This window comes from Streptomyces sp. NPDC058678 (assembly GCF_042714835.1).
Lineage (GTDB): Bacteria > Actinomycetota > Actinomycetes > Streptomycetales > Streptomycetaceae > Streptomyces.
Genome location: NZ_JBHXSG010000037.1, coordinates 45933 through 70133, shown reverse-complemented (window position 1 = coordinate 70133; position 24201 = coordinate 45933). Strand labels below are relative to the sequence as shown.

Genomic DNA, 24201 nt, shown 5'->3' with positions numbered 1-24201 from the left:
TGCGCGAGTTGATCTCTGATTGGCGACAGTGCCTGCGCCGTCGCCGAGCGAGTGCTTAGGATCGTCGGCATGGCACTGCGACCTGTTCAGGTGAACATCAAGGCTCTTGACGACGCGGCGGTCGGCCGGTTCTGGGCGGAGGCGCTCGGCTGGGGTGTGTCGAGCGAGGGACCCGGCGTGACCAACGTAGAACCCGTCGGCGACTTCGTCTGGCCGGATCCGGTCGCCGTCTGCGTCGACGTCGTGACCGTCGGAGAACCCAAGACGACAACCAAGAACCGTGTGCACCTCGATCTCGCCACCACCTCTACGGCCCATCAGGCGGAGTTGGTCGCCCGCCTGATGGCTCTCGGCGCGACGCCCGCCCACGTGGGTCAGGGCGACGTGTCGTGGACGGTCCTCGCCGACCCGGAGGGCAACGAGTTCTGCGTGCTGGAGCCTCGGGAGATCTACAGGGACACCGGACCGATCGCCCGGGTGGTGGTCGACTGCGCGGATCCGCGGGCCATGGCCCGGTTCTGGGGCGAGGCGATGGACTGGACCCTGCACGAGGTGACCGACGACCATGCGCTGCTGCGCTCCGGCAAGAGTGTCGGCCCGTATCTCGAGTTCCTCCGCACGCCCGGTGGGAAGACCGTGCCGGACCGCGTTCATATTGACCTGCTGCCCTACCCCGGTGACGATCAAGAAGCGGAGGTGACCCGGCTGCGGGCCCTCGGCGCCACCGACCTCGACCTCGGCCAGGGCGACGTCCGGTGGAGGTGCCTCGCCGACCCGGAGGGCCACGAGTTCTGCGTCCTCGCGCCGTCCTGACGGGGGAGCCTCCACGACACCCCGACGCATGGGCGCTGTCTGCGCCTCTTCAGGTCTGCCCAGGCCGCGGGGCACGTTTCGAGGAGGGCGGCCGTGCGCGAACCCAACCGAACAGCACCACCGAACACACTGCCGCGAACGCGCACCAGGTCGACACGAACTCCAGCCGCCACAGAGCCCAGCAGGCCAAGGCGCCCACGGCGACCAGGATCCCCATCACCAGCAGCCGCCGGTCGCCGGACAGCAGCAAGGAGCCCACGGTGGCCAGGAGGTAGCCCACGACGAGCAGACGTGGATGGGAAAGGTCGACCGCATAGCCGATCGTACGGTCGCGGATCTCGGCGGTCACCGGAGCGGCGGCAAGGCCGTACGCCAGCATCGCGGCCGACGCGACTCCGGCCGCGAGCAGGACCAGCAGCCGGGGCCGGGCGTGCGGCGGGGCGGCACACCACACTCCCGCGGGCACCCACACCGCCAACAGGGGCAGCGCGATGACGGCCCAGATGACGGTGGCCGGTCCGCTGCCTCCGTCCGAGGCCCAGACCACCGCCTCGACGATCTGATGGGCCCCGAGCAGCAGCGGCAGCGCGGCGAGCGGCAGGTCCCGACCGCTGCGCACCCGCGCCACACAGGCCACCCCGACGGCCGCGACACCGACGCCCGCCACGAGATCGGCCGTCGCACTCCAGCACATCACGCCACCATGGGGGTCGACCGTCGTGTGTATCCGCCTTGCTGTGCCGGCCACGCTACGTGGCGCCCGGCCGAGCGGCCCGGGTGACACGAAAGCCGCGTGCCGATACCGCCGGCTCACTGCCCGGACTACTGGTGACGCAGGCCGTCGGCGTCCTTCGGGGGCCGGCCGCGGGGGGCGTCTCCCGCGGTGAGGTGTTCCAGGACCTCCACCAGGTCCTGGCAGGCGCGTTCCACCGAGCGTCTGGTGTTGCGCTGCTCGGTGATGACGGCTGACAGGAGCAGGGCGGTCAGGGCCATGGATCCGTTGAACGCCTGCAGCTTGATCATCACTTCGACATGGGTCAGCCGAGCGAACGGACCGGTCTGGTCCGTCGCCGCGATGGTGGCCGCGGTGGAGGCGAAGAGGGCACACAGGATGCTGCCTGCCAGCTGGAAGCGCAGGGCGGCCAGGATCAGCAGCGGATAGACGAGGAACAGCAGGCTGAGGCCGCTGTAGGCGGCCAGGGGCACGAGGCCGCAGGCGATGAGGGCCAGTCCCGAGGCCTCCTTCCAACGGGACGGGCCCGGTGGCCATCGGGTCGCGTGGAGCAGGAGCAGGATGGGGGTGACGATCAGGACGCCCATCGCGTCGCCCACCCACCAGGCCAGCCAGACGGGCCAGAAGCCGGACTCGTCGAGCTTGTCCAGGAGGACGAGGAGGCCGACGCCGACCGTCGCGCTGATCAGCATGCCGGCGAGCGCCCCGAGGAACACCAGTGCGACACCGTCCCGCAGACGGCTCAGGTCCCTCCGGAAACCCACCCCGCGCAGCATGAGGTAGGCGCAGACGGGGGCCGCGGTGTTGCCGACGAGTGTGCCGATCACGGCGGGCCGCAGCGAGGTGATGGACAGGACGACGAGCAGGACACCGAGCGTGATGCCGGGCAAGGAGCGCATCCCGAAGATCAGCAGGCACGCGACCGCGACGCCCGTGGGCGGCCAGATGGGTGTGACCACGGCGCCCTGGACGACGAGCTGCCGCATGAGGCCCAGCCGCCCCGCGGCGAAGTAGCAAGCGGCGACAGCCAGCGTCTGGAGGGCGTAGAGGGCCGGTCGACGCAGATCCTGGATACCCACCACAACAGCCATCAGATACCGAGGCCGCCCGGTCGGCGAGCCGGGAGGCGTGGGGCTGCCTACTGCCGGACGTCGGGTCCGTCGTGCCCGACGACCAGTACGGCCGCGTCGTCCTCGTGGCCCACCCGCTCCGCTCCCTTGATCACGGCGGCGGCGAGGGAGCCCGCGTCCATGCCCGCGACGGCGGCGACACCCGCGAGACTCACCACCTGGTCGAGGCCTTCGTCGACGCTCAGCGAAGGTCCCTCCACCACGCCGTCCGTGAGCAGGACGAACACTCCGCCCGTGTTGAGCCGGTATCGGGTCACCGGGTACTCCTGGCCCTGCTGGACGCCCAGGGGCGGTCCCCCTTCGTCCTCGGCGATGCCCGACTTGCCGTCCGCGGTGGCCCAGACGCAGGGGATGTGTCCCGCCCGGGCGCTCTCCAGCACGCCGGTGGACGGATCGAGCCGCATGAAGGTGCAGGTCGCGAACAGGTCGGTACCGAGGGACAGAAGCAGATCGTTCGTTCTGGAGAGGAGTTCGCCCGGCTCGCTCGTGACCGAGGCGAGCGCGCGCAGTCCGACCCGGACCTGCCCCATGAACGCGGCGGCCTCGATGTTGTGGCCCTGCACGTCGCCGATGGAGAGTCCGATGCACCCGTCGTGCATGCTGAAGGCGTCGTACCAGTCGCCCCCCACGTTGAGACCGTGGAAGGCGGGCGAGTACCGGACGGCCAGGTGGAAGCCGGAGGCGACGGGCAGGTCTCCGGGCAGCATGCCGCGTTGCAGGGCGACGGCCAGTTCGACCAGGGAACGCTGGAGCTCGGCTCGCTCACGCGCCTGAGCGGTCAGCGCCCCGAGCCTGGCCAGCAGTGCGTCTCCGTCGTCGGTCGAGCGGTTGCGGGACATTGACCTCTCCGGAAGGTTAGCGTCCCCTTGAGTGTAAAAACCTATTTTGACCCATTATGAGGAGTTCGGCTGACGGCGCGGCCTCGGACGTCGGCGGGTGCCGAGGAGCTGGATGGCCTCTCGCCGTGTACGCCGAGGCGAGTACGCGGGGTTACTCCCGCTGCCGGACGTCCTCATGACCGCCACCCGGCACGCTGCTTCGGGTGAAACTCAGCCGCCCCGCACGCCGGGCCTCCCTCGTCGTCCATGCCGTCGCCTCCGCGGGCTGGCTCGGGCTCACGCTCGGGCTGCTCGCACTCGGGATCACCGCGACCACCACCGGCACCGCGGTGACCGTGGAAGGCTCCGTCAGAGCCATGAAGCTCTTCGCCGACTGGCTCCTGATCCCCCTCGCGTTCCTCACCCTTCTCAGCGGCCTGGTGCTCTCCCTGGGCACCCCGTGGGGACTGGCGCGGCACCGTTGGGTCTACACGAAGTTCTGGCTCACTCTGGCCACGACCACCGCCACGGTCCTCGCTCTGCGCCCCGGGGTGAACGCCGCGGTCACCGCCGTAGCAGCGGGCGAACCACTGCCCGACGCCGGCGACGTTCTGTTCGGGCCGGTCGTCTCGCTGTCCGCCTATCTCTTCATGACGGTGATCTCGATCCTCAAGCCCTGGGGTCCGACCCGCCGCGGCCGGAAGCTGCGGGCGGCCACCGGATCGCCGGCCGCCGCCCGGCGCGCCCGACAGACCGCCTGACCTGGGGCTGGGACGGCTCACGCGTGGTCACCCTTTCCGGCGGCCTCTCCGAGCGGGTCAGCTGTCTGCCACGAGGAGCCGGTAGCCGACGTCCACGGTGTCGCGTGCGAGCAGGCCGGCGTGGTGGTGGTGCCGGCGGCCGGTGGCCAGGTCGTCGGCGAGGGCTGCCCAGGCCGGGCCGAGCGTCAGCCGGGGTCTGGCGAACAGGGAGATCCCGGCGCGCACTTGTGGGTCGAGGTAGGCGTGGGGCCGCCGCCAGTACGCCGCGCCGAACCCGTCCGTGCAGTCGTGCGGGACGGGGACGGCTTCCTGGCGCGCTCCCCCGGGCAGGCCGGCCAGCCGGTCGATCGGGACGGCGCGGGTGTCGTCGAAGGCGGCCGCCCGCGGGAGGTAGTCGCGAACGAGCCCGAACCACTCACGGAAGAGCTGCTGGTCCCAGGTTCAGGACGACGATGCGATGCCGGGCGACCCGGCGGAGTTCGGCGATTCCGCCTTCCAGGTCGGTCCGGTGATGGACGGTCAGCAGTGCCATGACGGCGTCGGCGGCGTTGTCGCGCAGCGGCCGACGCTCGGCGACCGCGCGTACGACGGGCGCGGCACCGGGTGGGCACTGAGCGACCACGACCCGACTGCGCTCGACCGCGAAGAGTACGCGCGGTTCGTAGGAGCCGGTGCCCCCCTCTGACGTTGATCACGTGCGCGGCGTTCCCGAGCGCGGCATGAATCCGCGCGGCATGAATCCGCGCGGCATGAATCCGCGCGGCGATTCGCGGATCCGGCTGCCGGGTCCGCCCGTACCTGGCACCCAGAGTGTCATAGAGGGCCATGCCTCTCAGCATGGGAAGCGGCACCGCCGCACCGGGGCCCTTCCGTGCGAGGCCGCCGTCCCCGTTCGACCCCAATTGGCTTCTCTGTCACATACGTTGACCACCTTGTGCTGCGACAGCACAATGAGCGCGCACGCTTGAGAGCGCTCTCAGCGCCGCTGTGCCTCATGTCCTGCACCGCGTCCCACACCTTCGAGGAGACCAATGACCGGCAGCCAACGCCCGGGACTCAGCCGCCGTGCACTCATCGGGACCGGACTCGGTGTCGGTGCCGCGGCGCTCACCGCGGCCGGATCCGGCGCGGCCCGGGCGGCGGAGCGTTCGCCCGACAGCGGCGGCTCCGCGCAGCGCCGGGCATACGCCTTCCTCGCCGCCGCCATGGACGCCTATCCGGATCACGGCACCATCCGGATGGCGCAGAGCCACACCGACCAGGCCGGCCTGTTCAGCACGGCGTTCACCTACGACAACGCCCTCACGATCCTGGCCCACCTCGCCTCCCGCACCGCGGACGGCCGCTCCAGAGCCGTGACCCTCGGCGACGCGCTCCTCTACGCCCAGGCCCACGACCCGGTGTACGACGACGGCAGGCTGCGTCAGGCCTACAACGTCGGGCCGTACACCTTCTACGACGGTTCCCCGCAGCCGGACGGATTCGTCCGAACGGACGGCACGGCCAACGTCGGGACGCAGTTCGGCTTCACCGGCACTGCCGTGGGTGACATGGCCTGGGCCGGCATCGCGCTGGCCACGCTCGCCCGCCGTACCGGAAGGCGCCGCTTCCTCACGGGTGCGGTGCGCATCGGTGAGTGGATCGAGCGCGTCGGCCGTACCGACGAACCCCTCGGCGGCTACAAGTTCGGCGTCAACGGCGCCGACGAGAAGCTCCCCTTCACCTCGACCGAGCACAACACCGACCTGGTCGGCCTGTTCGGACAGCTCGCCCGGCTCACCGGGGACCGGGCGTGGCTGACGCGGCGCGCGCGTGCCGAAGCCTTCGTCACGAGGATGTGGGACCCGTCCGTAGGCTTCTTCTACACCGGCACCAACGACGGCGTGACGATCAACAAGTCCCCGATTCCCGAGGACACCCAGACCTGGACCCAGCTCGCCCTCTCCTCTCCCGCCCACGCCCGGTCGCTGGACTGGGCCGCGGGGCAACTGGCCGTCCTGGACACGGCCGAGCGGCCCAACAGTTCCGTACCCGCGGGCCAGTCCTACGAAGGGGTCACCTTCAGCTCCGCCAGTCTCCTGGCCAACGAGGACGTCCCGATCGCCGAGGGCCGGCCGAAGCCGAACCGCAACGGCGTCTGGTTCGAGGGAACGGCCCACCTCGCGCTCGCCCTGCGCAACCGGCGTGCCCCCGGAGACGAGGCACGCGCCCGCAGGTTGATCGCCTCCATCGAGGGCGCCCAACACCTTCTGGGTGACGGCCAGACCATCGGGGGCAAGGCGGTCGCCCAGGGCTCCGGAGTGGTTTCGGCGAGCAGCCCGCTCGACACCGGTTTCGGGTTCGGCTACTACCCCTACCGGCACACGGGCGCCACCGCCTGGTACCTGCTGGCGGCGACACGCACCAACCCGCTGCAGGCCTGATCAGAGATCACGATCCGGCCCGCCCGCCCGCCCGCCCGCCCCCTGAAATGTCCCGTTGTGCGTGACGTGCCCCGGCTTCCTACCGGACTCTTACTCCTCCCTCAACTCCCTTGCGTCGCAGTTCACTTGCCTCACCGCAGGGCCCTGAGTGCCGCGGGATCCCACCCAGGGATCATCGTCATGGCTAGTTAGGTTTGCCTACACTCAGCTCGCCCTGGCCGGACTGCGACCGGGCCGTGCCCGAGAGGAGTTCCCCCGGTGTGGGACAACGCGCTACCGAGCTTCCTGATCGGCCTGCGTGAGGGCCTGGAAGCCGGCCTGATCGTGTCGGTTCTGGTGGCCACCCTCGTCCGCTCCGGGCACCGCTCCCGGCTGCCGCACGTGTGGACCGGGGTGTTCGCCGCGGTCGGGGTGTCGATGGGGTTCGGCGCGGTGCTGACGTTCACCTCGGCCGGCCTGTCCGGGCGGGCCCAGGAGGCGTTCGGTGGCGCGCTCAGCCTGGTCGCGGTCGTCTTCGTCACCGTCATGGTGTTCTGGATGCGCCGGTCGGCGCGGAGTTTCTCCGGCGAGATCAAGGAGAAGGTCACCGCGGCGCTGGGCATGGGCTCGGGCGTGCTGGTCGTCACCTCGTTCCTCGCCGTCGGGCGCGAAGGGCTGGAAACCGCCCTGTTCCTGTGGACCACGGGGCAGGCGGCCGGCGAGTCCACCGGGCCGCTCATCGGTGCGGGGGCGGGCCTGCTGTTGGCCACCGCCGTCTGCTGGGGGCTGTACCGAAGGGTCCTGCACCTCGACCTGACCCGGTTCTTCACCCTCACCGGTGCCGCGCTGATCGTGATCGCGTCCGGGGTGCTCGGCTACGGGCTGCGCGATCTGCAGGAGGGCGGTGTGCTGCCGGGGGCTGCGGCGTACGCCGTCGACCTGTCGGGAAGCATCGATGCGAGCTCCTGGTACGCCACCTTGCTCAGCGGCACACTCAATCTGACGCCGCAGATGACATGGCTTCAGATCACGGCCTACGGCGTGTATCTCGCGGTGGTGATGGCGCTGTTCGTCCGGGGCGTGCGCGGCGCGGACGCGCCCGTCGCCACCTCTCCCGCACCGGCGGCGCCCGTTTCCGTGTCCGTCGCGGAACCGGCCGCCCCACGTCCCGCCGTCACCCCCGGGCGACGCCTTCCCCGGTGGGTCCTGCCGGTGGCCGCGCTCGCCGTTCCCTCCCTGCTCGCGGGTGTACTGGTGGCCGTCGGCGACGCGAAGCCCGCCTCCGCCACCACCATCACCGTCTCCCCCGCGCACTGCGGCAATGGTTTCACCGCCCCCGAACGCGGGCGGCAGTCCTTCCAGGTGCGCAACAACGGCAGCATCACCGTCGAGGCGTATCTGATCGACCCGGCCACGGCGGCCGTCTACGGCGAGGCCGAGGGCATCGCACCCGGCACGACCCGCACGCTGATCGCCACGATCGGCGGCGGGAGTTACGCCTGGCGCTGCGTGCCGACCAGCGGTGAGGCCGTGACCTCCGCCGCGGTCAGGGTCACCGGCGGCAGCACGGTGAAAGCCGTGCTGCCCGTCACCGAGAAGGGTCTCGCCGCACCGCTCGCCGCCTATCGCGCCTACGTACAAAAGGGTCTGGCCGTCCTGCTGACCAAGACCCGGACCCTGCAGGGCGACATCAAGGCCGGCCGGCTCGACCGGGCCCGTCAGGACTGGCTGCCCGCACATGAGCAGTACGCCTCGCTCGGCGCCGCCTACGGCACGTTCGGCACCTTCGACGCGCAGATCAACGGGACGACGGCCGGACGGCCCGGCGGGGTGAAGGACCCCGGCTTCACCGGTTTCCACCGAGTCGAGTACGGCCTGTGGCACGGCGAGTCGGCCGGATCGCTCGCCCCGGCCGCCGGGCAGCTCACCGCCGACGTCACCGCCCTGCGGAAGGACTTCCCCCATCAGGACTTCGACCCGGCCGACCTGCCACTGCGAACCCACGAGATCCTCGAGGGCACTCTTCAGCACGAGCTGACCGGTGCCACCGACTACGGCAGCGGCACCGAACTGGCGACCACCGAGGCCAACATCGACGGCACCCGGGAGCTGCTCGGCCTGCTGCGCCCGCTGATCGACGAGCGCGACCCCAAGGTCTCCCCCGCGGTGGGCGGCTGGCTGCGGCGCACCGAGCAGCTGGTGCTCTCCGCCCGTCGCGGTGACGGGGGTTGGACGCCGGTCGGTGAACTCCCCGCCGACACCCGTCGACGGCTCGACGGCGCCATGGGCCAGCTGCTGGAGGAACTCGCGCCCATTCCCGACCTGTTGGAAATCCGCAAGGCGGCCTGAACACCGCTGTGTCTCACCACTGCGCCTCACCACTGCCCGCACCGCCGCATGCCAGGAAAGGAACCATCCGATGACGCCCCAGCAGCCGGGCCCGGAAGCAGGTCACGGCGGTGCCCGCCCCGCGGGCCGTCGTACCTTCGTCAGGACCGCCCTCGGCATCGGCGCGGCCGGCGCCGCACTGGCGGGGGCCGGACTCGCCGGGGCGGAACTCACCGGCGGGCGGGCCGGAGCGGCGGAAGGCGCCACCACGGCGGGCGGGAGGGTGCCCTTCCACGGTGCCCACCAGGCCGGGATCACCACCCCTCAGCCGACCGCCGCCGCTTTCGTCTCCTGCGACGTCATCGCCGACAACCGCTCCGAACTCACCGATCTCCTGCGCACCCTCACCACCCGGTCCCGGTTCCTGACCACCGGCGGCACCCCCGAGGATCTGGGCGTGGGCGCCCCGCCGTCCGACAGCGGCATCCTCGGCCCGGACATTCCCGCCGACGACCTGACCGTCACCGTCGGCGTGGGCTCCTCACTCTTCGACGACCGCTACGGCCTCGGCGCCGCCAGGCCGCGGCACCTCACACCGATGCGCACCTTCCCCAACGACGATCTCGACGCCACCGAGTGCCACGGCGACCTGTCCCTCCAGATCTGTGCGAGCCACTCCGACACCGTGCTGCACGCCCTGCGGGACCTCGCCCGGCACACCCGCGGCGCCCTGCAGGTCAAGTGGCGCGTCGACGGCTTCCAGAACCCCTCCCGCCCCTCCGGCGCACAGCGCAACCTCCTCGGTTTCAAGGACGGCATCGCCAACCCCGACATCTCCTCCGCCCGCGAGATGAACCATCTCGTCTGGGTCACCGGGACCGACGGTGAGCCGTCCTGGGCGGTCGGCGGCAGCTACCAGGTGATCCGGATCATCCGCATGCGCGTCGAGTTCTGGGACCGGGTCTCCCTCACCGAGCAGGAGCAGATGATCGGCCGGCGCCGGGACAGCGGTGCCCCGCTCGACGGCGCCCAGGAGACCGACACACCCCACTACGCCAAGGACCCGCACGGCCAGGCGATCCCGCTCGACGCCCACATCCGGCTCGCCAACCCGCGCACCGCCAGGACGGACTCCTCGCGCATCCTGCGCCGCGGCTACAACTACGACCGCGGCATCGACACGGTCGGCAACCTCGACATGGGGCTGGTCTTCTGCTGCTACCAGCAGGACGTGATCCGCCAGTTCGAGGCCACCCAGCAGCGACTCGTCGACGAGCCGCTGGTCGACTACATCACTCCCACCGGCGGCGGGTACTTCTTCGCACTTCCCGGCGTGCGCGACCGATCCGACTGGCTCGGACGCGGCCTGCTGCACGGCTGAACCGCCGTGACCGGCCGAGGCACTCAGGGGCCGGTCCCCAGTCTCGTCGTGCCGGCGGTCGGCTTCGGCGCCGACCAGCGGGGACGCCATGGTCACCGGGTGGACGCCGCGGTGCGCGAGGGGCGCCGCTCCCTCCGCGCCGGTGGGCAGGCTCAGCGGCACGGACGCGGGCATCCGGCGTGGGGTGCGTGCCGTCGGGCCCTCGAGGTCCACGAGGCCGCGCGCATCCGCGCGTTGCTCCCGGTCGAAGGCTACGGCTGCCGGACGCCGGGTCGGCCATCGCGGTGTCCGGCGCACGCGGCGGGAGAAGTCCGCGACCCGTGCAGGGCGCGCCGCCAGTCAGCCGGGGGTGCCCGTCGTCGGTGCCCGCGTCTGCCTCCCGGTGATCGTCACCACCAGTCTGCGGCCTGCCCCGCGCGATCAGCGTGGCCCCGCGCGGCACTCCGGTCAACGACCAACCGGCGCATCTTTGTGCGCGGAATACGCACTGTCCAAGCAGGTCGGAGGGGGTACGGCCGGACTACGCTCACCGCTGCACCACGGGTTGTGGCGACGCCCGGATCCGTCGCCGGAGGAAGGCACACATGAGTGCGATCAAGCGCGTGGGAATCGTGGGCGCCGGGCAGATGGGCCGAGGCATCGCCGAGGTCTGCGCCCGCGCGGGACTGTCCGTCACCTTGTGCGACACGACGGAGGAGAGGGCCCGCGCCGGGCTGACCGGCATCGCGGACTCACTGCTCAGGGCGGAGAAGAAGGGCACGCTCGCCCCCGGGGACCGTGCCCGCGCCCTCGCGGGCATCGCCGCCACCGCCGACCTGTCCCACCTGGCCGGAGCGGACCTGGTCGTCGAGGCCGCCGTGGAGGACGAGCAGGCCAAGACGGCGCTCTTCCGGCAACTGGACGCGGTGGTCACCGACCCGGCCGCCGTGCTGGCCACCAACACCTCCTCGATCCCCATCGCCCGGCTCGCCGCCGCGACCGGGCGTCCCCAGTCCGTGATCGGCCTGCACTTCTTCAACCCGGTCCCCGTCCTGCCCCTGGTCGAGGTGATCCCCTCGCTGCACACCTCGAAGGCCACGGAGACGCGCGTGCGTACCTTCGCGGCCGAGGTGCTGGGCAAGAAGACGATCGTCGCCCAGGACCGGGCCGGCTTCGTGGTGAACTCCCTGCTCGTTCCGTACCTGCTGGCGGCGGTACGCCTGGTCAGCTCCGGCACCGCCACGGCAGACGACATCGACACCGGCATGACGGCCGGATGCGCCCACCCGATGGGGCCGTTGCGGCTGGCGGACCTCATCGGCCTGGACACGGTGGTGGCGATCGGGGAGGCGCTGTACGAGGAGTACCGCGAGCCGCTGTACTCGCCTCCCCCACTGCTGCGCCGCATGGTCGAGTCGGGACTGCTCGGCCGCAAGTCCGGACAGGGATTCTTCAGCTACGCGGCGGGGGACAACTCCCTCCGCGCAACGGGCGTCCGCACCACGTGACATGGAACACGGGTTTACGTCGCCCGTGAGTGGTGAGGCGGCCGGGATGCCCTGCTCGAACGCCACAGCCGCAACTGCCGTACGACGCGTCTTCCTCTGTGCGCGTTCCCCGCATGGCATGAGGGGGCCCCGGTGAGCGAGACCACGCAGGCTGCGCACAGCCCTGTGACGGTGGTCGGGGCGCCGACCACTGCCCCGGCCACACCCAGCCCCGCCAAGCAGCGCGACGCCCTCTTCGACAACGCCAAGTACCTGGCGATCGTGCTGGTGGCGATGGGCCACGCCTGGGAGCCGCTGCGCTCCGGCAGCCGTACCGTCACCGCGCTCTACATGATCGTCTACGCCTTCCACATGCCGGCGTTCATCGTCATCTCCGGGTACTTCTCGCGCGGCTTCGACGCGAGCCCGGAGAAGATCAAGCGCCTGGTCACCGGTGTGGTCGTCCCCTACGTGGTCTTCGAGACGGCGTACACCCTCTTCACCAGGTGGACCGACAACGTTCCGGACCGACCGGTCAGTCTTCTGGATCCCCTGTATCTGACCTGGTTCCTGGCGGCGCTGTTCATCTGGCGGCTGACCACCCCCCTGTGGAAGAGCGTGCGCCGTCCGCTGCCGCTCGCGCTCGGTGTCGCGGCGCTGGCGACGCTGGCGCCGTCCATCGGCAACGACCTCGACCTGCAGCGCACCCTGCAGTTCCTGCCCTACTTCGTGCTCGGCCTGTGCCTGAAGCCGGAGCACTTCCGGCTGGTGCGGCGTCGCGAGGTGCGCCTCCTGGCCGCGCCGGTCTTCGCCTGCGCTCTCGCCATGGCGTACTGGGCCGTACCGCGGATGGACTACGCCTGGTTCTTCCACCGCCGCGGCGCCGAGGAACTCGGGGTCCCCGCGTGGTACGGGCCCGTCATGACGCTGGCCCTCTTCGGCTGCTCGCTCGCCCTGGTCGCCTGTTTCCTCGCCTGGGTGCCCGGTCGCCGGACCTGGTTCACCGCGCTGGGCGCGGGCACGCTGTACGGCTATCTGCTGCACGGCTTTTTCATCCAGGCCGCCAACCACTGGCACTGGTCCCATCTCGAGTGGACCCACCGGCCGCTCGGCGAGATCACCGTCACCCTCATCGCCGGCGCGGTCGTGACCGTACTGTGCACGCCTCCCGTCCGTCGGCTGTTCCGCTGTGTGATGGAGCCGACGATGGCCTGGGCGTTTCGGCCGGACAGGGCCGGCGGCCCCCTCCCTGAACGGCCGTCACGCCTCGCCGGGATCACCGGTCGGCATGAGCGGTGATCCGTCGGGTCACGGCCTCATGACACCGCGCGCCTTGGTCACTTCCACGGAGAGCTCGTTGTCGACCGTGTAGTAGGGGCGCAGGACGGCGTCGCCGACCGTGGCCTTCGGGTAGACGAAGACCTCCTTGCGGTCCGCGACGTCGTCCAGGAGACGGGCGAGGCGGATGGCGGGGACTTTCGCCGCGGGCCGGACGAAGGCGTCCCAGACGCCGGTCCCGGTACCCGTCCCGGTGGCCAGTTCCTCGAAGCCGACCGTGAAGGAGAAGCTTCGGCCGTCCGGTGCGGCCTGCGGCTCCAGGGTGTGTTCGGTGCCGCTGCCGCCCCGCAGACGCAGGCGCACGACGGCTCCTTCCTGGAGGGAAGGGCCGTGCAGGCGGGCACCGACGGTCATCGAACGGTCCGTCAGGTCGATGGCGTCGACCTCCGCGTGGGCGGGGCGCAGCCAGGCCCGTACGGCGAGGCAGCCGTCCTTGGTGACGTAGGGGATCCGGACGGCCAGTGGTGTCTGACGGTCGCGATGCCGGCCGTCGACGAGGGCCCGCGTGTCGCGCGGGCCCGGGCGCAGTCGCTGCCGCTGGGACCCCGGTTCCCGGAGCAGGTACACGTCCCACCGGCCCTCCGTGAGGACGGGTCGGGGACCGAGGACGGCGCGATGGTGACCGTCGTCGGCGGGCTCCAGGTCGAGGACGTGGAGTGTCTTCTCGGGCTGTCCCTTCTTGGGGCGCCACCGCAGCAGCAGCTGCCGGCCTTCGGCCGAGCCCAGCGGCAGGTCGAAGGTGATGTGGCCGTCCGCGTTGACCACGCAGGCGACGCGTGGAGGCACGCCTTGTTGCTCCGTACTCACTGCTGTCCCCTCCGTACCATGCGCAGCGCGCCGCCGGCCGCGGTGAACGCGGCGTCGCGGACGGCGAAGCCCTGGCTGACCAGTACACGGCGTGCGCGGGCGCGTTCCTGTGCGGTCGGTCGCCCCGTCCTTCTCGCCGAGACCGCCTCGGTGAGAAGGCGCTCGGCCTGCTCGACCACAGGGCCGGGAGCGAACCGCCGCGCGTTCTCCAGGGCCGCCCGGCCCATACGACGGCGTCGTTCGTCGTCACCGACCAGCTCCAGCAGGGCGGCGCCCAGTGCGTCGCGGTCGCCGACGGGCACGAGCCGGCCGTCGGTCCCGTCCTGGATGATTTCACCGGGTCCGTAGGGGCAGTCGGTGCTCACCACCGGCAGCCCGCAGCGCATCGCCTCGACGATCGTCATGCCGAACGGCTCGAAATTGGAGGCGGCCGCACCGATCGAGCCCTTCACCCACTCCGCTTCCATGGGTGCCGCGGCACCCATCAGGAAGACGTTGTTCCACAATCCCAGGTCGACGATGAGCTGCCGCAGCCGATCGTGTTCCTCACCCTTGCCGTAGATGCGCAACTGCCAGTCCGGGTGTTCGGCGGCCACCAGGGCGAAGGCCTCGATGAGCAGGTCGTATCGTTTCACCGGGACCAGCCGGCCGGCCGCGACGACCACCTTCGCGGCGCCGTGCGCGGCGGGCAGCACGGGATCCGGCACGCTGTTGGGGAGTGACTCCACCCGGACACCGGGCAACCTCATCTTGAGTCGGTAGGAGGCGGCGTCGGCCTCGGTCACCGTGGTGAGTACGTCGAGCCGGCGGTAGGCCCGGCGCAGCGCGTTGCGCAGCCGGGGCGGATGGTTGTCCAGGGTGAGATGCTCCTGCCCGACGCGTCCCACGTGAGGCGGAGCCTGGAGCGCGAGATGCACGTTGAGTCCGGGCCGGGTGCCGATCACCACGTCGGCGTCGATCGTCGCGAGGCATTCGCCGATCCGCTGGTCGGTCAACTCGCTGTACTGCCCGTACCGGTACTCGGCTCGGGGAAAGACCCTTGCCGGTCTCAGATGTAAAGAATGCTCCTTCTCCTGTCTGAGATCCACCAGGGGCCGTAGGCCCACCCGCGGGTCCAGGGTGAAGTTCGGGTCCTCCCGGTGCCGCAGCACCGAGACGATCTCCACCTCGTGCCGCTCGGCCAGCGCCTGGGCCAGGTTGAAGGTGGTGGCGATCGTGCCTCCGATCCCATAGGCGTTGTGGAGCAGGAAAGAGATCTTCATGGCGGACTAGACCATGCCAACTGCCCTTACGGTTGCCCCTTGTTACCACTTCGTAGTGATCAACGACGTCTCCGGGGAGGCCACGGTGGGCCCTGGCTGAAAAGGAGTTGCCGCGTCTGCCCGGGCGTGGATAGCGTCACCGCGCGCGACAAGCGCGTGAGCACATTGCGGCGAGGGAGGTTGATGAATATGGCTGCCGTCGGCCGTGTTCAGCATGCCCTTGTCCGGTCCGCGTCCTTCGGGAGTGTGGTCCGGGTCGTCCCAACGACCAGGAGTGTCACGTGCCTTCGTCCCTCACACCCGCCCACGCCGGAGATCTGCTGACCGACCGCCTCGTGCTGCGGTCGTGGTCCGCCGCCGAGATCGATGCCGTTCTGCGCGGGGTCCGGCTCGGCCACTGGGCCGAGGACTTTCCCGCGGAGGGCGATCAGGTCGTCGCGGGTCTTTTCGCCGAGCATCCCGGCTGGCTCGGCGAGTACGGCCACCGTCAGGTCGTCGAGCGCGCCAGTGGTCTGGTCGTCGGCTCGGTCGGGCTGTTCTGGCCGCCCGCCGACGGCCGACTGGAGATCGGCTACGGAATCGTGGCCGGCCGTCGAGGGCTCGGCTACGCCCCTGAGGCCGCCCGAGCCCTGACGGAATTCGCCCTCACCGCACCCGGCGTGCACGCGGTGCACGCCGACGTGGAGCAGTCCAACCCGCCGTCGGTCCGAGTGCTGGAGAAGGCCGGCTTCCGACGGGTTGGCTCCGACGGGGAGTTGCTCCGGTTCCGGGCCACGGAGGCGGATCTGCTGCGGCGGTGATCCGCGGGCTGCGGCGTCCTCGACGGTGTCGCCTCCGGTGATGCCCGTGCGTCAGCCGCTGTTGGCGGGACGGAGCCGGAAGGACTCCGCCCCGCCGACGGCGTTGGTTCCAGGCGCAACAGGGTTGCCCGCTCGCAGGGACGGCGCGCTGCCGGCCGTACGCCGGTCGGGCCGCCTCGGGGATCAGACCAGCGGGGCCGGGTAGGTCGGGTACTCCACCCCGGAGACGTGCTGGACGACACGGATGACCTGGCAGGAGTAGCCGAACTCGTTGTCGTACCAGAGGTAGAGGATCGCGTTGTTGCCCTCCACCTTGGTGGCGCCGGCGTCGACGATCGAGGCGTGGCGGGAGCCGATGAAGTCGCTGGAGACCGCGTCGGGGGCGGTGGTGAAGTCGATCTGGCGCTTGAGCGGCGAGGTCAGGGACACGTCCCGGAGGTGGTCGAGGACCTCTTCGCGGGTGGTCTCGCGAGCGAGCTGGAGGTTCAGGATCGCGATCGAGACGTCCGGCACGGGAACGCGGATCGAGCTGCCGGTGATCGGCGCCTTGAGTTCGGGCAGCGCCTTGGCGACGGCGGAGGCCGCGCCGGTCTCGGTGATGACCATGTTGAGCGGCGCCGAGCGGCCTCGGCGGTCGGCACTGTGGTAATTGTCCAGCAGATTCTGGTCGTTGGTGAACGAGTGGACGGTCTCCACGTGGCCGCGTAGGACGCCGTACTCGTCCGCCATCGCCTTCAGCGGCGGGACGATCGCGTTGGTGGTGCAGGAGGCGCAGGACAGGACCTGATCGTCCGGCTTGATCGTCTCGTGGTTGACGCCGTGCACGATGTTGGGGACGTCGCCCTTGCCCGGCGCGGTCAGGACGACCTTGTCGACTCCGGGGCGCAGGTGCTGTGAAAGGCCCTCGCGGTCGCGCCACTTGCCGGTGTTGTCGATGAGGATGGCGTCCTTGATGCCGTACGCCGTGTAGTCGACCTCCGACGGGTCGTTGGCGTAGATCACCTTGATCTCGTTGCCGTTGGCGATGATCGCGCTGTTCGCCTCGTCGACGGTGATCGTGCCCTGGAACTGGCCGTGGATGGAGTCGCGGCGCAGCAGCGAGGCGCGCTTGACGAGATCCTCGGCGGCCCCGCCGCCGCGGACGACGATGGCGCGCAGGCGCAGGCCGTTGCCGGAGCCCGACTTCTCGATGAGCAGTCGGGCGACGAGGCGGCCGATGCGGCCGAAGCCGTACAGGACGACGTCGCGTCCCTCACTGCGCTCGATCTTGTTCGCGCCCGTGGCACCGGCGACGGCCTCGGCGGTGAAGGCCGCCACCGACAGGCCGCGGTCGTCGCTCCGGTACGTCGCGGCCAGCATGCCTATGTCGATCTGGGACGGGCCGAGGTCCAGGGTGGTGAGGGCCTGGAGGAACGGCAGGGTCTCGGTGACCGACAGTTCCTCTCCGGCGATCTGCCGGGCGAACCGGTGGGTCTTGAGAATGCTGACCACTGACTTGTTCACCAGGGAACGGCTGTGGAGCAGCACGGTCACGTCCCGCTCCCGGTGCAGCCTCCCGATGATCGGGATCATCGACTCCGCGATCTCCTCGCGTTTCTTCCAGTTGGTGAACGAGTCCTCGTTGACAGTCACAGTTTTCTCTTTCGAGCTAGGTGGCGCTCATATGCTAGTACCTCTCTGTTTCGGTCACTGTGGCGGGGTTCCGGTGGTACGCCATGGTCATCATGTCGGGTTTGACCGTGACGACGGCCTGGGGGCGGGGGGAGCGGGAGGTGAGTTCTAGGCCGGGCCAGGTCTTGAGAACGGTGGCCAGGATGATCTGGAGTTCGGCCCAGGCGAAGTTCTCGCCGATGCACTTGCGGCGGCCGTCTCCGAACGCGAGGAACGAGCCTCGGGTGCCCGCGGCGCGGTCCGGCTCCCAGCGGTCCGGGTCGAAGGTCTCGGGGTCGGGGAAGTGGGCGGGGTCGTGCTGGTGGATATAAGGGCTCCAGACGACGTCCGCGCCCTCGGGGATGCGGTGGTCCCCGAGATCGATGTCCCGGGTGGCGGTCCTCGTGACCATCCAGGCGGGGCCGTACTTGCGGATCGTCTCCTGCAGGACCTGGCGCGCGTAGGGGAGCCGGTCGACGTCCTCGTACCGCAGGGGGTGGTTCCCGCACACGGCGTCGAGCTCCTCGCGCAGCCGCTGCTCCACGCCGGGGTTCCGGGTGATTTCGTACAGGGTCCAGGCCAGCGTGGTGCCGGTCGTCTCGATCGCTCCCGTCAGCAACGTGATGGCCTCGTCCTGCAGTTGCTGGCGGCTGAGCGGTTCGTCGGCGGTCAGCAGGCTCTTGAACAGGCCTGTCCGCTCGGGCTGTTGGGCCGCGGCGTGGGGGCATTCCGTGGGTGGCGCGGTGTCCGTCGTGTCGTCCGTCGCGTCGGCGTGGTGGTCGATGGCCTGGTCGATGAGGGCGCGGAGGCGTGCGACGCGTTGCGCGTGGGCGCGGTTGGCGGGCAGCGGTAGGGCGGTGATCCAGGAGGGGAGGATCGTCTGCCGGATCGTTCCCTTCATGATGGCCGGCATGAGGGCGGTGAACTCGCCCTCCAGGTGCTCGGGCAGGTCGGCGCCGAACAGGGCGACCAGGAACGCGGCGAGCGTGATGTCGTTCATGTCCGCGTACACGTCGCGGGTTTCACCGTCCGGCCAGGCACCGACCATCGACCGGACCTGGTCGATCATCGCGTCGCCGCGCTCGGCGATGTGCGCCTTGTTGAACATGGGCTGCATCAGGCGGCGGTTGCGCAGGTGGGTGTCTCCGTCGGCGACGGTGGCGAGGCCGTCCCCGAAGAAGACCCGCAGCGCGTCGATGATCTTGCCGCCCTTGGCGAAGTGCGCGGCGTCGGTGACCAGGACCCGGCGGGTCAGGGCGGGGTCGGTGACCACGTAGGCGGGTGTCGGTCCGATGCGTATCCGCACCACGCTGCCGTGTTCCCGCAGCGAGGTGAAGAACGGCAGCGGGTCGCGGGCGAGCCGGTGGGCGTGGCCGATCAGCGGCCAGGCACCGGGGGCGGTGGTGGTGGGGGCAGGGGTGGCGGCGGGCGACGCGGGGGCGCTCATCGGGGTGCATCACTCCTCGTGGGGGCCGTCAAAACCCCCGAATGCATGCCCGAGATCACCGCGTGGAATGCGGGCCGAGCGTGATCGGAACGTCACATTCACGGATGTTTGCGCGGGAGGCGGTTCTGGCTGAGGGTCCGCAGTGCCTCGCCGAGCGCCGCCACTCCTTCGGCCATGGCACCGGGCGGGGTGGCCGCGTAGCCGAGGACGAGGCCGGGGCGGCCGGGGAGCTGACGGTGCCAGGACAGGGGCTGGCACTTCACGCCGCGGGCGAGTGCGGCGGCGGCCAGCTCGGTGTCGGGCACCTGCGGCGTGTACGTCACGGTCAGGTGCAGACCGGCCGCGGCGCCGTGCACGGTCGCGCCCGGCAGGTGTGCGGCGATGGCGTCGATCATCGCGTCCCGGCGGCGGCGGTGCCGGCCGCGCAGCAGACGCAGGTGGCGTTCCAGGTCGCCGGAGTCCATGAGCCGGGCGAGCACCAGCTGCGGCAGGACCGCGTTGCCCAGGTCCGTGAAGCGTTTCGCCTCGGTCAGCGCGTCGCGATAGCGGGGCGGGGGTACCAGCCAGCCGATCCGCAGGGCGGGGGCGAGGAGTTTGGAGACGCTTCCCGCGTAGCACACGTGGTCGGCGAGCAGGGCGCGCAGCGCCGGGACCGGCGGCCGGTCGTAGCGGTGTTCCGCGTCGTAGTCGTCCTCGACGATCAGGCCGCCCTCCTCCGCCCAGCGCAGCAGTTCGCGGCGGCGTTCGCCGCTCATGACCACGCCGGTGGGGAACTGGTGGGCGGGGGTGAGCAGCGCCGCGCGGGCGCCGGTGGCGCGCAGTGCGTCCACGCGAACCCCGTCGTCGTCGACCGGTACCGGCGGGGTGGCCAGGGCTCCGTTCAGAAGATGCTGGCGGGTGCCGAGCGAGCCCGGGTCCTCCACCGCGACGCTGTCGATGCCTGCCGCCCGCAGCACGGGGTGCAGCAGGGTGAGCGCCTGTGCCGTGCCGGCGACGATCAGTACCTCGTCCGCTTCCACCCGGATGCCCCGGCTGCGCGCCAGCCACCGGGCGACGGCCCGGCGCAGCTGCGGGGCGCCGCGGGGGTCGCCGTAGCCGAGGTGTTCGGCGGACAGGTCGGTGAGTACGGCCCGTTCCGCGCGCAGCCATGCCGTGCGGGGAAAGGCCGCGAGGTCGGGTTGGCCGGGGGTGAAGTCGACGCGCGCGCGGACGGCGCGCAGGGCGTCGAAGACCTCGGCGCCGGGTTCGCCGACGAACAGCGTGCCCGGTACGGCGTCGTCGACGGCACCGGTACGGCCCGTGGGGGGCGCGGGCGGCGGCACCGCGGGGGCCGCGACCACCACCGTCCCGCCACGTCGGCGACCCTCGACGTGACCGTCCTCGGTGAGCCGCCGGTACGCCTCGGTGACCACCCCTCGGGAGACGCGCAGCTCGCCGGCGAGCACCCGGGTGGGCGGCAGCCTGCTGCCCACCGCCAGCCGTCCGTCGGCTATCGCCTGCCGCAGCCGCGTGGCCAACCACTCGGCCTTGCCTGCACCTGAGGCGTCACCGGCGTCGAGCTGGAGGAAGTCGGAGCCGTAGGTCGAAGGGCCGGGGGCCGGCGACGGGCCCCTGTCGGAGGCATGGGAAGCAGAGCTGCCGTCCAGGAACCGTGCTGGTGCTGGATCGAAGCCGTGCGACGCAGCACCACCGGCCCGGGGCGGGGCTGAATCGGGGCCCATCGACGCAGAGCCGCCGTCCTGAGGCGCGGGCGAATCGGCGCCCGACGACGCAACGCCACCCTCCGGAACCGGCGCCACATCGAAGCCCTGCAACGCAGGACCGCCATTCCGAGGCGGGGCGGAATCGGGACCCAGGGACGCAGTACCGCACTCGCCCGACGGGGGCTTGCCCGAGCCGTGGGGCAGGGGGCCTCGGGCGGCCTGCCCGGCTTCGCCTGAGCTGTACACCCGGGTCCCGCGAGCCGCCGACCGGGCGGCGGCCTCAGCGCCGTCCAACGGGCCCCCTCCGACCGCCGGTCGGGCGGTGCCGGAGCCCGGGGCCGGGGAGGCTCCGTTCCCCGGTGCGGGGTCGGCGGCGGCGCTGTGTCCGTGCGATGTCCGTTCCCCCTCGTTCATCGGGCCCATGGTGCCACGCGTCCGTCCGTGCCCCGGGCGAGATCTAGTCGTCGAAGCCGAACTCCGGCGCGGAGCGGGTGAGGACGGCTGACGCGGTGGTCGTCGGCCAGTGCGCGGTCAGTTCCTCGGCGGCGGTCTTCAGCAGTTCGGGTACGACCTCCGCGCCGCCGTCGTGCATCGCTTCCGTCACGACGAGGATGCGGCTGGTGTGCTCGCCGACCGCGGAGTGGCCGCTCTGGCGGTTGGTCCAGCGGCGGGCGTGGGCCCGCCCGGCGGAGTCGGCGAAGGTCACCTCGCCGGGCGCGGGGCGCTCGGTGCCGCCGCCGAAGGTCGTGTAGTGCTCGTCGCCGTGGGCTCGCCGCACCTCGAGCAGAGGGCCGGAGATGCGGTCGACGTCGAGGACCGCGACCGGTACGCCGTACGCGACCGAGAGCGCGTTGCACAGGTCGACCACGGGGTGGATCCGGGGCAGTTCGCCCTCCTTGCGCAGTCGCCGCAGCAGCGATTCCGAGGCGCACCGGTACTGCGTCGGCTTCAGCCCCATCCGGGAGAAGGCCCGCCGCCAGGCCAGCACCTCGGGGAACGCGCTCTCGGAGGCGTCGGCCAGCCTGGCCGTGGCCCGGGAGGTGTACTCGGCGACGCGCGGGGCGACGTCGGCGGCGGCGTCGATGCCGGTGGCGTGGAGCGCGCCGGCGGAGAGTTCGGGGTAGTCGGCCCAGAGGGCGTCCGCGTGCCGGAAGAGCATGCTCACGCCACCGCCAGCCGTGCGCTCAGGGCCACGAAGCAGACGGCGAACACCCGGCGGATGCCGGTCATCACCTGGGGGCGGGCCAGCACGTGGTGCCGTACGGCGGCGGCGCCCATGCCGTACGCGACGAAGACGACGAAGGTGAGGGCCATGAAGACGGCGCTGAGCCGGAGCATCGCGCCGAGGGAGCCGGACTCGCCGGCGGGGACGAACTGCGGCAGGAACGCCACGAAGAACATCGTGAGCTTCGGGTTGAGCAGGTTGAGCAGCACACCGGAGGCGATCACGCGGGCCGCAGGTCGTGGTGCGGAATCCGTCTCGACCGTCAGCGCGTCCTTGTCGCGCAACGTCGCCCACGCCATGTACAGCAGGTATCCGACGCCGAGGTACTTCACCGTCTCGTAGGCGACGGCGCTGGTGTGCAGCAGTGCGGCGAGGCCGGTGATCGTCGCGACCAGGTGCGGCACGATGCCGAGGGTGCAGCCGAAGGCGGCGATGACGCTCGCGCGGCGGCCGTGGGACAGTCCAGCGGCGAGGGTGTGGACCACGCCGGTGCCGGGGGTGACCACCACGACGAGGGTGGTCAGCAGGAACGCGATGCTCAAGGAGGGCCTCCGCAGGATTGGTTGTCCTGCCACCCTTTCGCGGTCATGGCCCGGCGCACAGAGCCAAAGTGGGCGGGGTTCAGTGGTCCATAAGTCGTTGCGCCGTTCGAGTGGTGCATCACCGGTCACGGTCGTAGCGTCGGTACCGACACGGGCACGGACGGCCGGGAGCGGACATGCGCAGACTCGCGGTGACCAAGGCGGCGGCGCTGTGTGCCGCGACGGCGTTCGTGGCGGCCATGGGTCCGGCCTCCGCCTCCCCGGCGGTGGCGCCGGCGTCGCCGGGGCGGGCCGGGGCGCAGCAGGCCAGGCCCACCGTGCTCGTCGACTGCCTGTCGAAGCCGCAGGTCCGTCCCGCCGACTTCATCCTGGCCTGCGGTGACGGCAACAGTCGCCTGGCCTCGCTCCGGTGGGCGCGCTGGGACGCCGCTTCGGCGCAGGCGAAGGGCATCAACTGGGTGAACGACTGCAAGCCGTACTGTGCGGCGGGGACGTTCCACTCGTATCGCGTCGTCGTCCGGCTCGACCATCCGCAGAGCTGGAAGAAGGATCCGCAGGAGAAGCGCTACGCCCGGATGACGCTCACCTTCACCGGCGACAGGCCGGAGCGGCTGGCGCGCACGGTGACGTACTCGCTGTGGAACTGAGTGATGCCCTGGCCGGACGGTCTGCCGACCCCGGCCGTCACCCGGCCTCGTCCGGCTCTCGCCGCAGCAGGTCGGCGAGCAACTGGCCGCTGGTCACGGTCTTGTCGTCCTTGTGGGTGTGCCACCGCTCGAAGGTGTCCGCCGCGGCGTCGGCGAAGGAGCCCGGCAGGCCGCTCCCCCGCCAGGCGTCGGCGATCTCCCTCATCTCCGGCTCCCAGCGCCAGGCCCTGGGACCCGCTCCGGCCAGTTGCTCCGGCCGGGCCAGTGGGGTGTCGGGCAGCAGGTGTGCGGCGACGTCGAGAAGGTCGTCCAGGACGCCGTGGTCTTCCGCCAGGGCGCAGGCCTCGGCGGCGAGCGCGTACGAGATCTTGTTGTAGGCGGCGAAGGACAGCTTGAGCGCCGACGCCCGGCCGACCGGGCCGGCCAGGGCGACCGGGGTCAGCAGTGTCCCATCGAACAACGCCCTGACGCCGGCCACGACCGTGTCGTCGCCCGACAGGTACAGCCGGGTGGTGTCGGCCGCACGAGGTGGCGGTCCGGTGATGCCTCCGTCGACCAGAGTCGCCCCGGTGCCGTGCAGCACCTCGGCGATCTGCGCCATGCGCTGCGGGCTGACCGCGTTGGCATCGACGTAGACACCGTCGAAGCCGGCGGTCGCCGCCTGGCGTGCGACGTCGAGGGCGGCGGCCGGAGGACACACGCTGAGGAGCAGGGTGCACCGGGCGCTCAACTCCGCCATGTCTGCCGCGGGCCTCAGCCCCCACTCGGCGGCCCGCCGACCGGTCGCGGCCGACCGGCCCTGCGGCAGCCACCAGACCCTGCTCCCCGCGGCCATCGCCTGTGCCGCCACCCGCGCACCCATGGCACCGGGGTGCACGATCCCCACGTCGGTATGAACCATGAACGGGACCCTATCGCCGTCGGCGAGACACCCCTTCGACGCCAGGT

At 71.2% G+C, this 24201-nt stretch carries 22 protein-coding genes; 9 read left to right on the top strand and 13 right to left on the bottom strand.

The features are described 5' to 3' along the window. Positions 1–69 precede the first annotated feature (69 nt). The gene (locus ACFWWR_RS29500) at positions 70–813 is read left to right on the top strand and encodes a VOC family protein (protein WP_384306272.1); all 744 of its coding nucleotides are present in this window, start codon (positions 70–72) and stop codon (positions 811–813) included. 49 nt (positions 814–862) lie between these two features. Here ACFWWR_RS29500 and ACFWWR_RS29495 read toward each other — a convergent pair whose 3' ends face one another. The 3 genes from ACFWWR_RS29495 to ACFWWR_RS29485 all read right to left on the bottom strand — a co-directional run bounded on the left by ACFWWR_RS29495 (position 863) and on the right by ACFWWR_RS29485 (position 3515). Continuing rightward, positions 863–1507 (bottom strand): DUF6629 family protein, encoded by a 645-nt coding sequence (locus ACFWWR_RS29495; protein ID WP_383868777.1) that lies wholly within the window; start codon positions 1505–1507, stop codon positions 863–865. A gap of 128 nt (positions 1508–1635) precedes the next feature. After that, positions 1636–2637, bottom strand: a complete 1002-nt coding sequence (locus ACFWWR_RS29490; RefSeq protein WP_384306270.1) for an MASE1 domain-containing protein — start codon at positions 2635–2637, stop codon at positions 1636–1638. A 47-nt stretch (positions 2638–2684) separates the two neighbouring features. After that, on the bottom strand, positions 2685–3515 hold the full coding sequence (locus ACFWWR_RS29485) for a PP2C family protein-serine/threonine phosphatase (protein ID WP_384306268.1): 831 nt from the start codon (positions 3513–3515) through the stop codon (positions 2685–2687). A 203-nt stretch (positions 3516–3718) separates the two neighbouring features. Here ACFWWR_RS29485 and ACFWWR_RS29480 point away from each other — a divergent pair, with 203 nt between their 5' ends. Then, positions 3719–4255 (top strand): DUF2269 domain-containing protein, encoded by a 537-nt coding sequence (locus ACFWWR_RS29480; protein WP_384306265.1) that lies wholly within the window; start codon positions 3719–3721, stop codon positions 4253–4255. A gap of 57 nt (positions 4256–4312) precedes the next feature. Here ACFWWR_RS29480 and ACFWWR_RS29475 read toward each other — a convergent pair whose 3' ends face one another. Together ACFWWR_RS29475 and ACFWWR_RS29470 are read right to left on the bottom strand one after the other, a co-directional pair. Beyond that, positions 4313–4480 carry a hypothetical protein gene (locus ACFWWR_RS29475; RefSeq protein ID WP_383868789.1) on the bottom strand — a complete coding sequence of 56 codons (168 nt, stop codon included), beginning with the start codon at positions 4478–4480 and terminating at the stop codon, positions 4313–4315. A 190-nt stretch (positions 4481–4670) separates the two neighbouring features. Beyond that, positions 4671–4877, bottom strand: coding sequence for a methyltransferase domain-containing protein (locus ACFWWR_RS29470; protein ID WP_383868792.1), 207 nt, complete (start codon positions 4875–4877; stop codon positions 4671–4673). Positions 4878–5286: 409 nt separating this feature from the next. Here ACFWWR_RS29470 and ACFWWR_RS29465 point away from each other — a divergent pair, with 409 nt between their 5' ends. The 5 genes from ACFWWR_RS29465 to ACFWWR_RS29445 all read left to right on the top strand — a co-directional run bounded on the left by ACFWWR_RS29465 (position 5287) and on the right by ACFWWR_RS29445 (position 13131). Continuing rightward, complete coding sequence (locus ACFWWR_RS29465; RefSeq protein WP_384306263.1) at positions 5287–6678, top strand: Tat pathway signal sequence domain protein; 1392 nt, start codon at positions 5287–5289, stop codon at positions 6676–6678. A 258-nt stretch (positions 6679–6936) separates the two neighbouring features. Beyond that, complete coding sequence (efeU, locus tag ACFWWR_RS29460) at positions 6937–9006, top strand: iron uptake transporter permease EfeU (RefSeq protein WP_384306260.1); 2070 nt, start codon at positions 6937–6939, stop codon at positions 9004–9006. 70 nt (positions 9007–9076) lie between these two features. Continuing rightward, on the top strand, positions 9077–10366 hold the full coding sequence (gene efeB / locus ACFWWR_RS29455) for an iron uptake transporter deferrochelatase/peroxidase subunit (RefSeq protein WP_383868800.1): 1290 nt from the start codon (positions 9077–9079) through the stop codon (positions 10364–10366). A gap of 584 nt (positions 10367–10950) precedes the next feature. Next, on the top strand, positions 10951–11853 hold the full coding sequence (locus ACFWWR_RS29450) for a 3-hydroxybutyryl-CoA dehydrogenase (RefSeq protein WP_383868803.1): 903 nt from the start codon (positions 10951–10953) through the stop codon (positions 11851–11853). Positions 11854–11985: 132 nt separating this feature from the next. Further along, the gene (locus ACFWWR_RS29445) at positions 11986–13131 is read left to right on the top strand and encodes an acyltransferase family protein (protein ID WP_383868806.1); all 1146 of its coding nucleotides are present in this window, start codon (positions 11986–11988) and stop codon (positions 13129–13131) included. 9 nt (positions 13132–13140) lie between these two features. On the opposite strand, the gene ACFWWR_RS29440 is transcribed toward ACFWWR_RS29445, so the two are convergent. Together ACFWWR_RS29440 and ACFWWR_RS29435 are read right to left on the bottom strand one after the other, a co-directional pair. Next, complete coding sequence (locus ACFWWR_RS29440; protein ID WP_383868809.1) at positions 13141–13956, bottom strand: hypothetical protein; 816 nt, start codon at positions 13954–13956, stop codon at positions 13141–13143. 17 nt (positions 13957–13973) lie between these two features. After that, positions 13974–15239, bottom strand: coding sequence for a glycosyltransferase family 4 protein (locus tag ACFWWR_RS29435; protein WP_384306257.1), 1266 nt, complete (start codon positions 15237–15239; stop codon positions 13974–13976). Positions 15240–15520: 281 nt separating this feature from the next. On the opposite strand from ACFWWR_RS29435, the gene ACFWWR_RS29430 reads away from it, so the two are divergent. Next, a complete protein-coding gene (locus ACFWWR_RS29430; RefSeq protein WP_384306254.1) occupies positions 15521–16039 on the top strand; it encodes a GNAT family N-acetyltransferase in 519 nt (172 codons plus the stop codon). Between the two features lie 183 nt (positions 16040–16222). On the opposite strand, the gene ACFWWR_RS29425 is transcribed toward ACFWWR_RS29430, so the two are convergent. The 5 genes from ACFWWR_RS29425 to ACFWWR_RS29405 all read right to left on the bottom strand — a co-directional run bounded on the left by ACFWWR_RS29425 (position 16223) and on the right by ACFWWR_RS29405 (position 22606). Continuing rightward, on the bottom strand, positions 16223–17671 hold the full coding sequence (locus ACFWWR_RS29425; protein ID WP_384306251.1) for a glyceraldehyde-3-phosphate dehydrogenase: 1449 nt from the start codon (positions 17669–17671) through the stop codon (positions 16223–16225). Positions 17672–17705: 34 nt separating this feature from the next. Next, complete coding sequence (locus tag ACFWWR_RS29420; protein ID WP_384306248.1) at positions 17706–19136, bottom strand: cytochrome P450; 1431 nt, start codon at positions 19134–19136, stop codon at positions 17706–17708. A gap of 98 nt (positions 19137–19234) precedes the next feature. Continuing rightward, entirely contained in the window at positions 19235–20857 is a 1623-nt protein-coding gene (locus ACFWWR_RS29415) for a PLP-dependent aminotransferase family protein (RefSeq protein WP_384306245.1), read from the bottom strand. A 439-nt stretch (positions 20858–21296) separates the two neighbouring features. Continuing rightward, entirely contained in the window at positions 21297–21998 is a 702-nt protein-coding gene (locus ACFWWR_RS29410; protein WP_384306307.1) for a B3/4 domain-containing protein, read from the bottom strand. Between the two features lie 2 nt (positions 21999–22000). Beyond that, positions 22001–22606, bottom strand: a complete 606-nt coding sequence (locus tag ACFWWR_RS29405; RefSeq protein ID WP_383868826.1) for a LysE family translocator — start codon at positions 22604–22606, stop codon at positions 22001–22003. Between the two features lie 176 nt (positions 22607–22782). On the opposite strand from ACFWWR_RS29405, the gene ACFWWR_RS29400 reads away from it, so the two are divergent. Next, positions 22783–23253, top strand: coding sequence for a hypothetical protein (locus tag ACFWWR_RS29400; protein WP_384306242.1), 471 nt, complete (start codon positions 22783–22785; stop codon positions 23251–23253). 37 nt (positions 23254–23290) lie between these two features. Here ACFWWR_RS29400 and ACFWWR_RS29395 read toward each other — a convergent pair whose 3' ends face one another. After that, entirely contained in the window at positions 23291–24154 is an 864-nt protein-coding gene (locus ACFWWR_RS29395; protein WP_384306239.1) for a DUF1932 domain-containing protein, read from the bottom strand. Positions 24155–24201 lie beyond the last annotated feature (47 nt).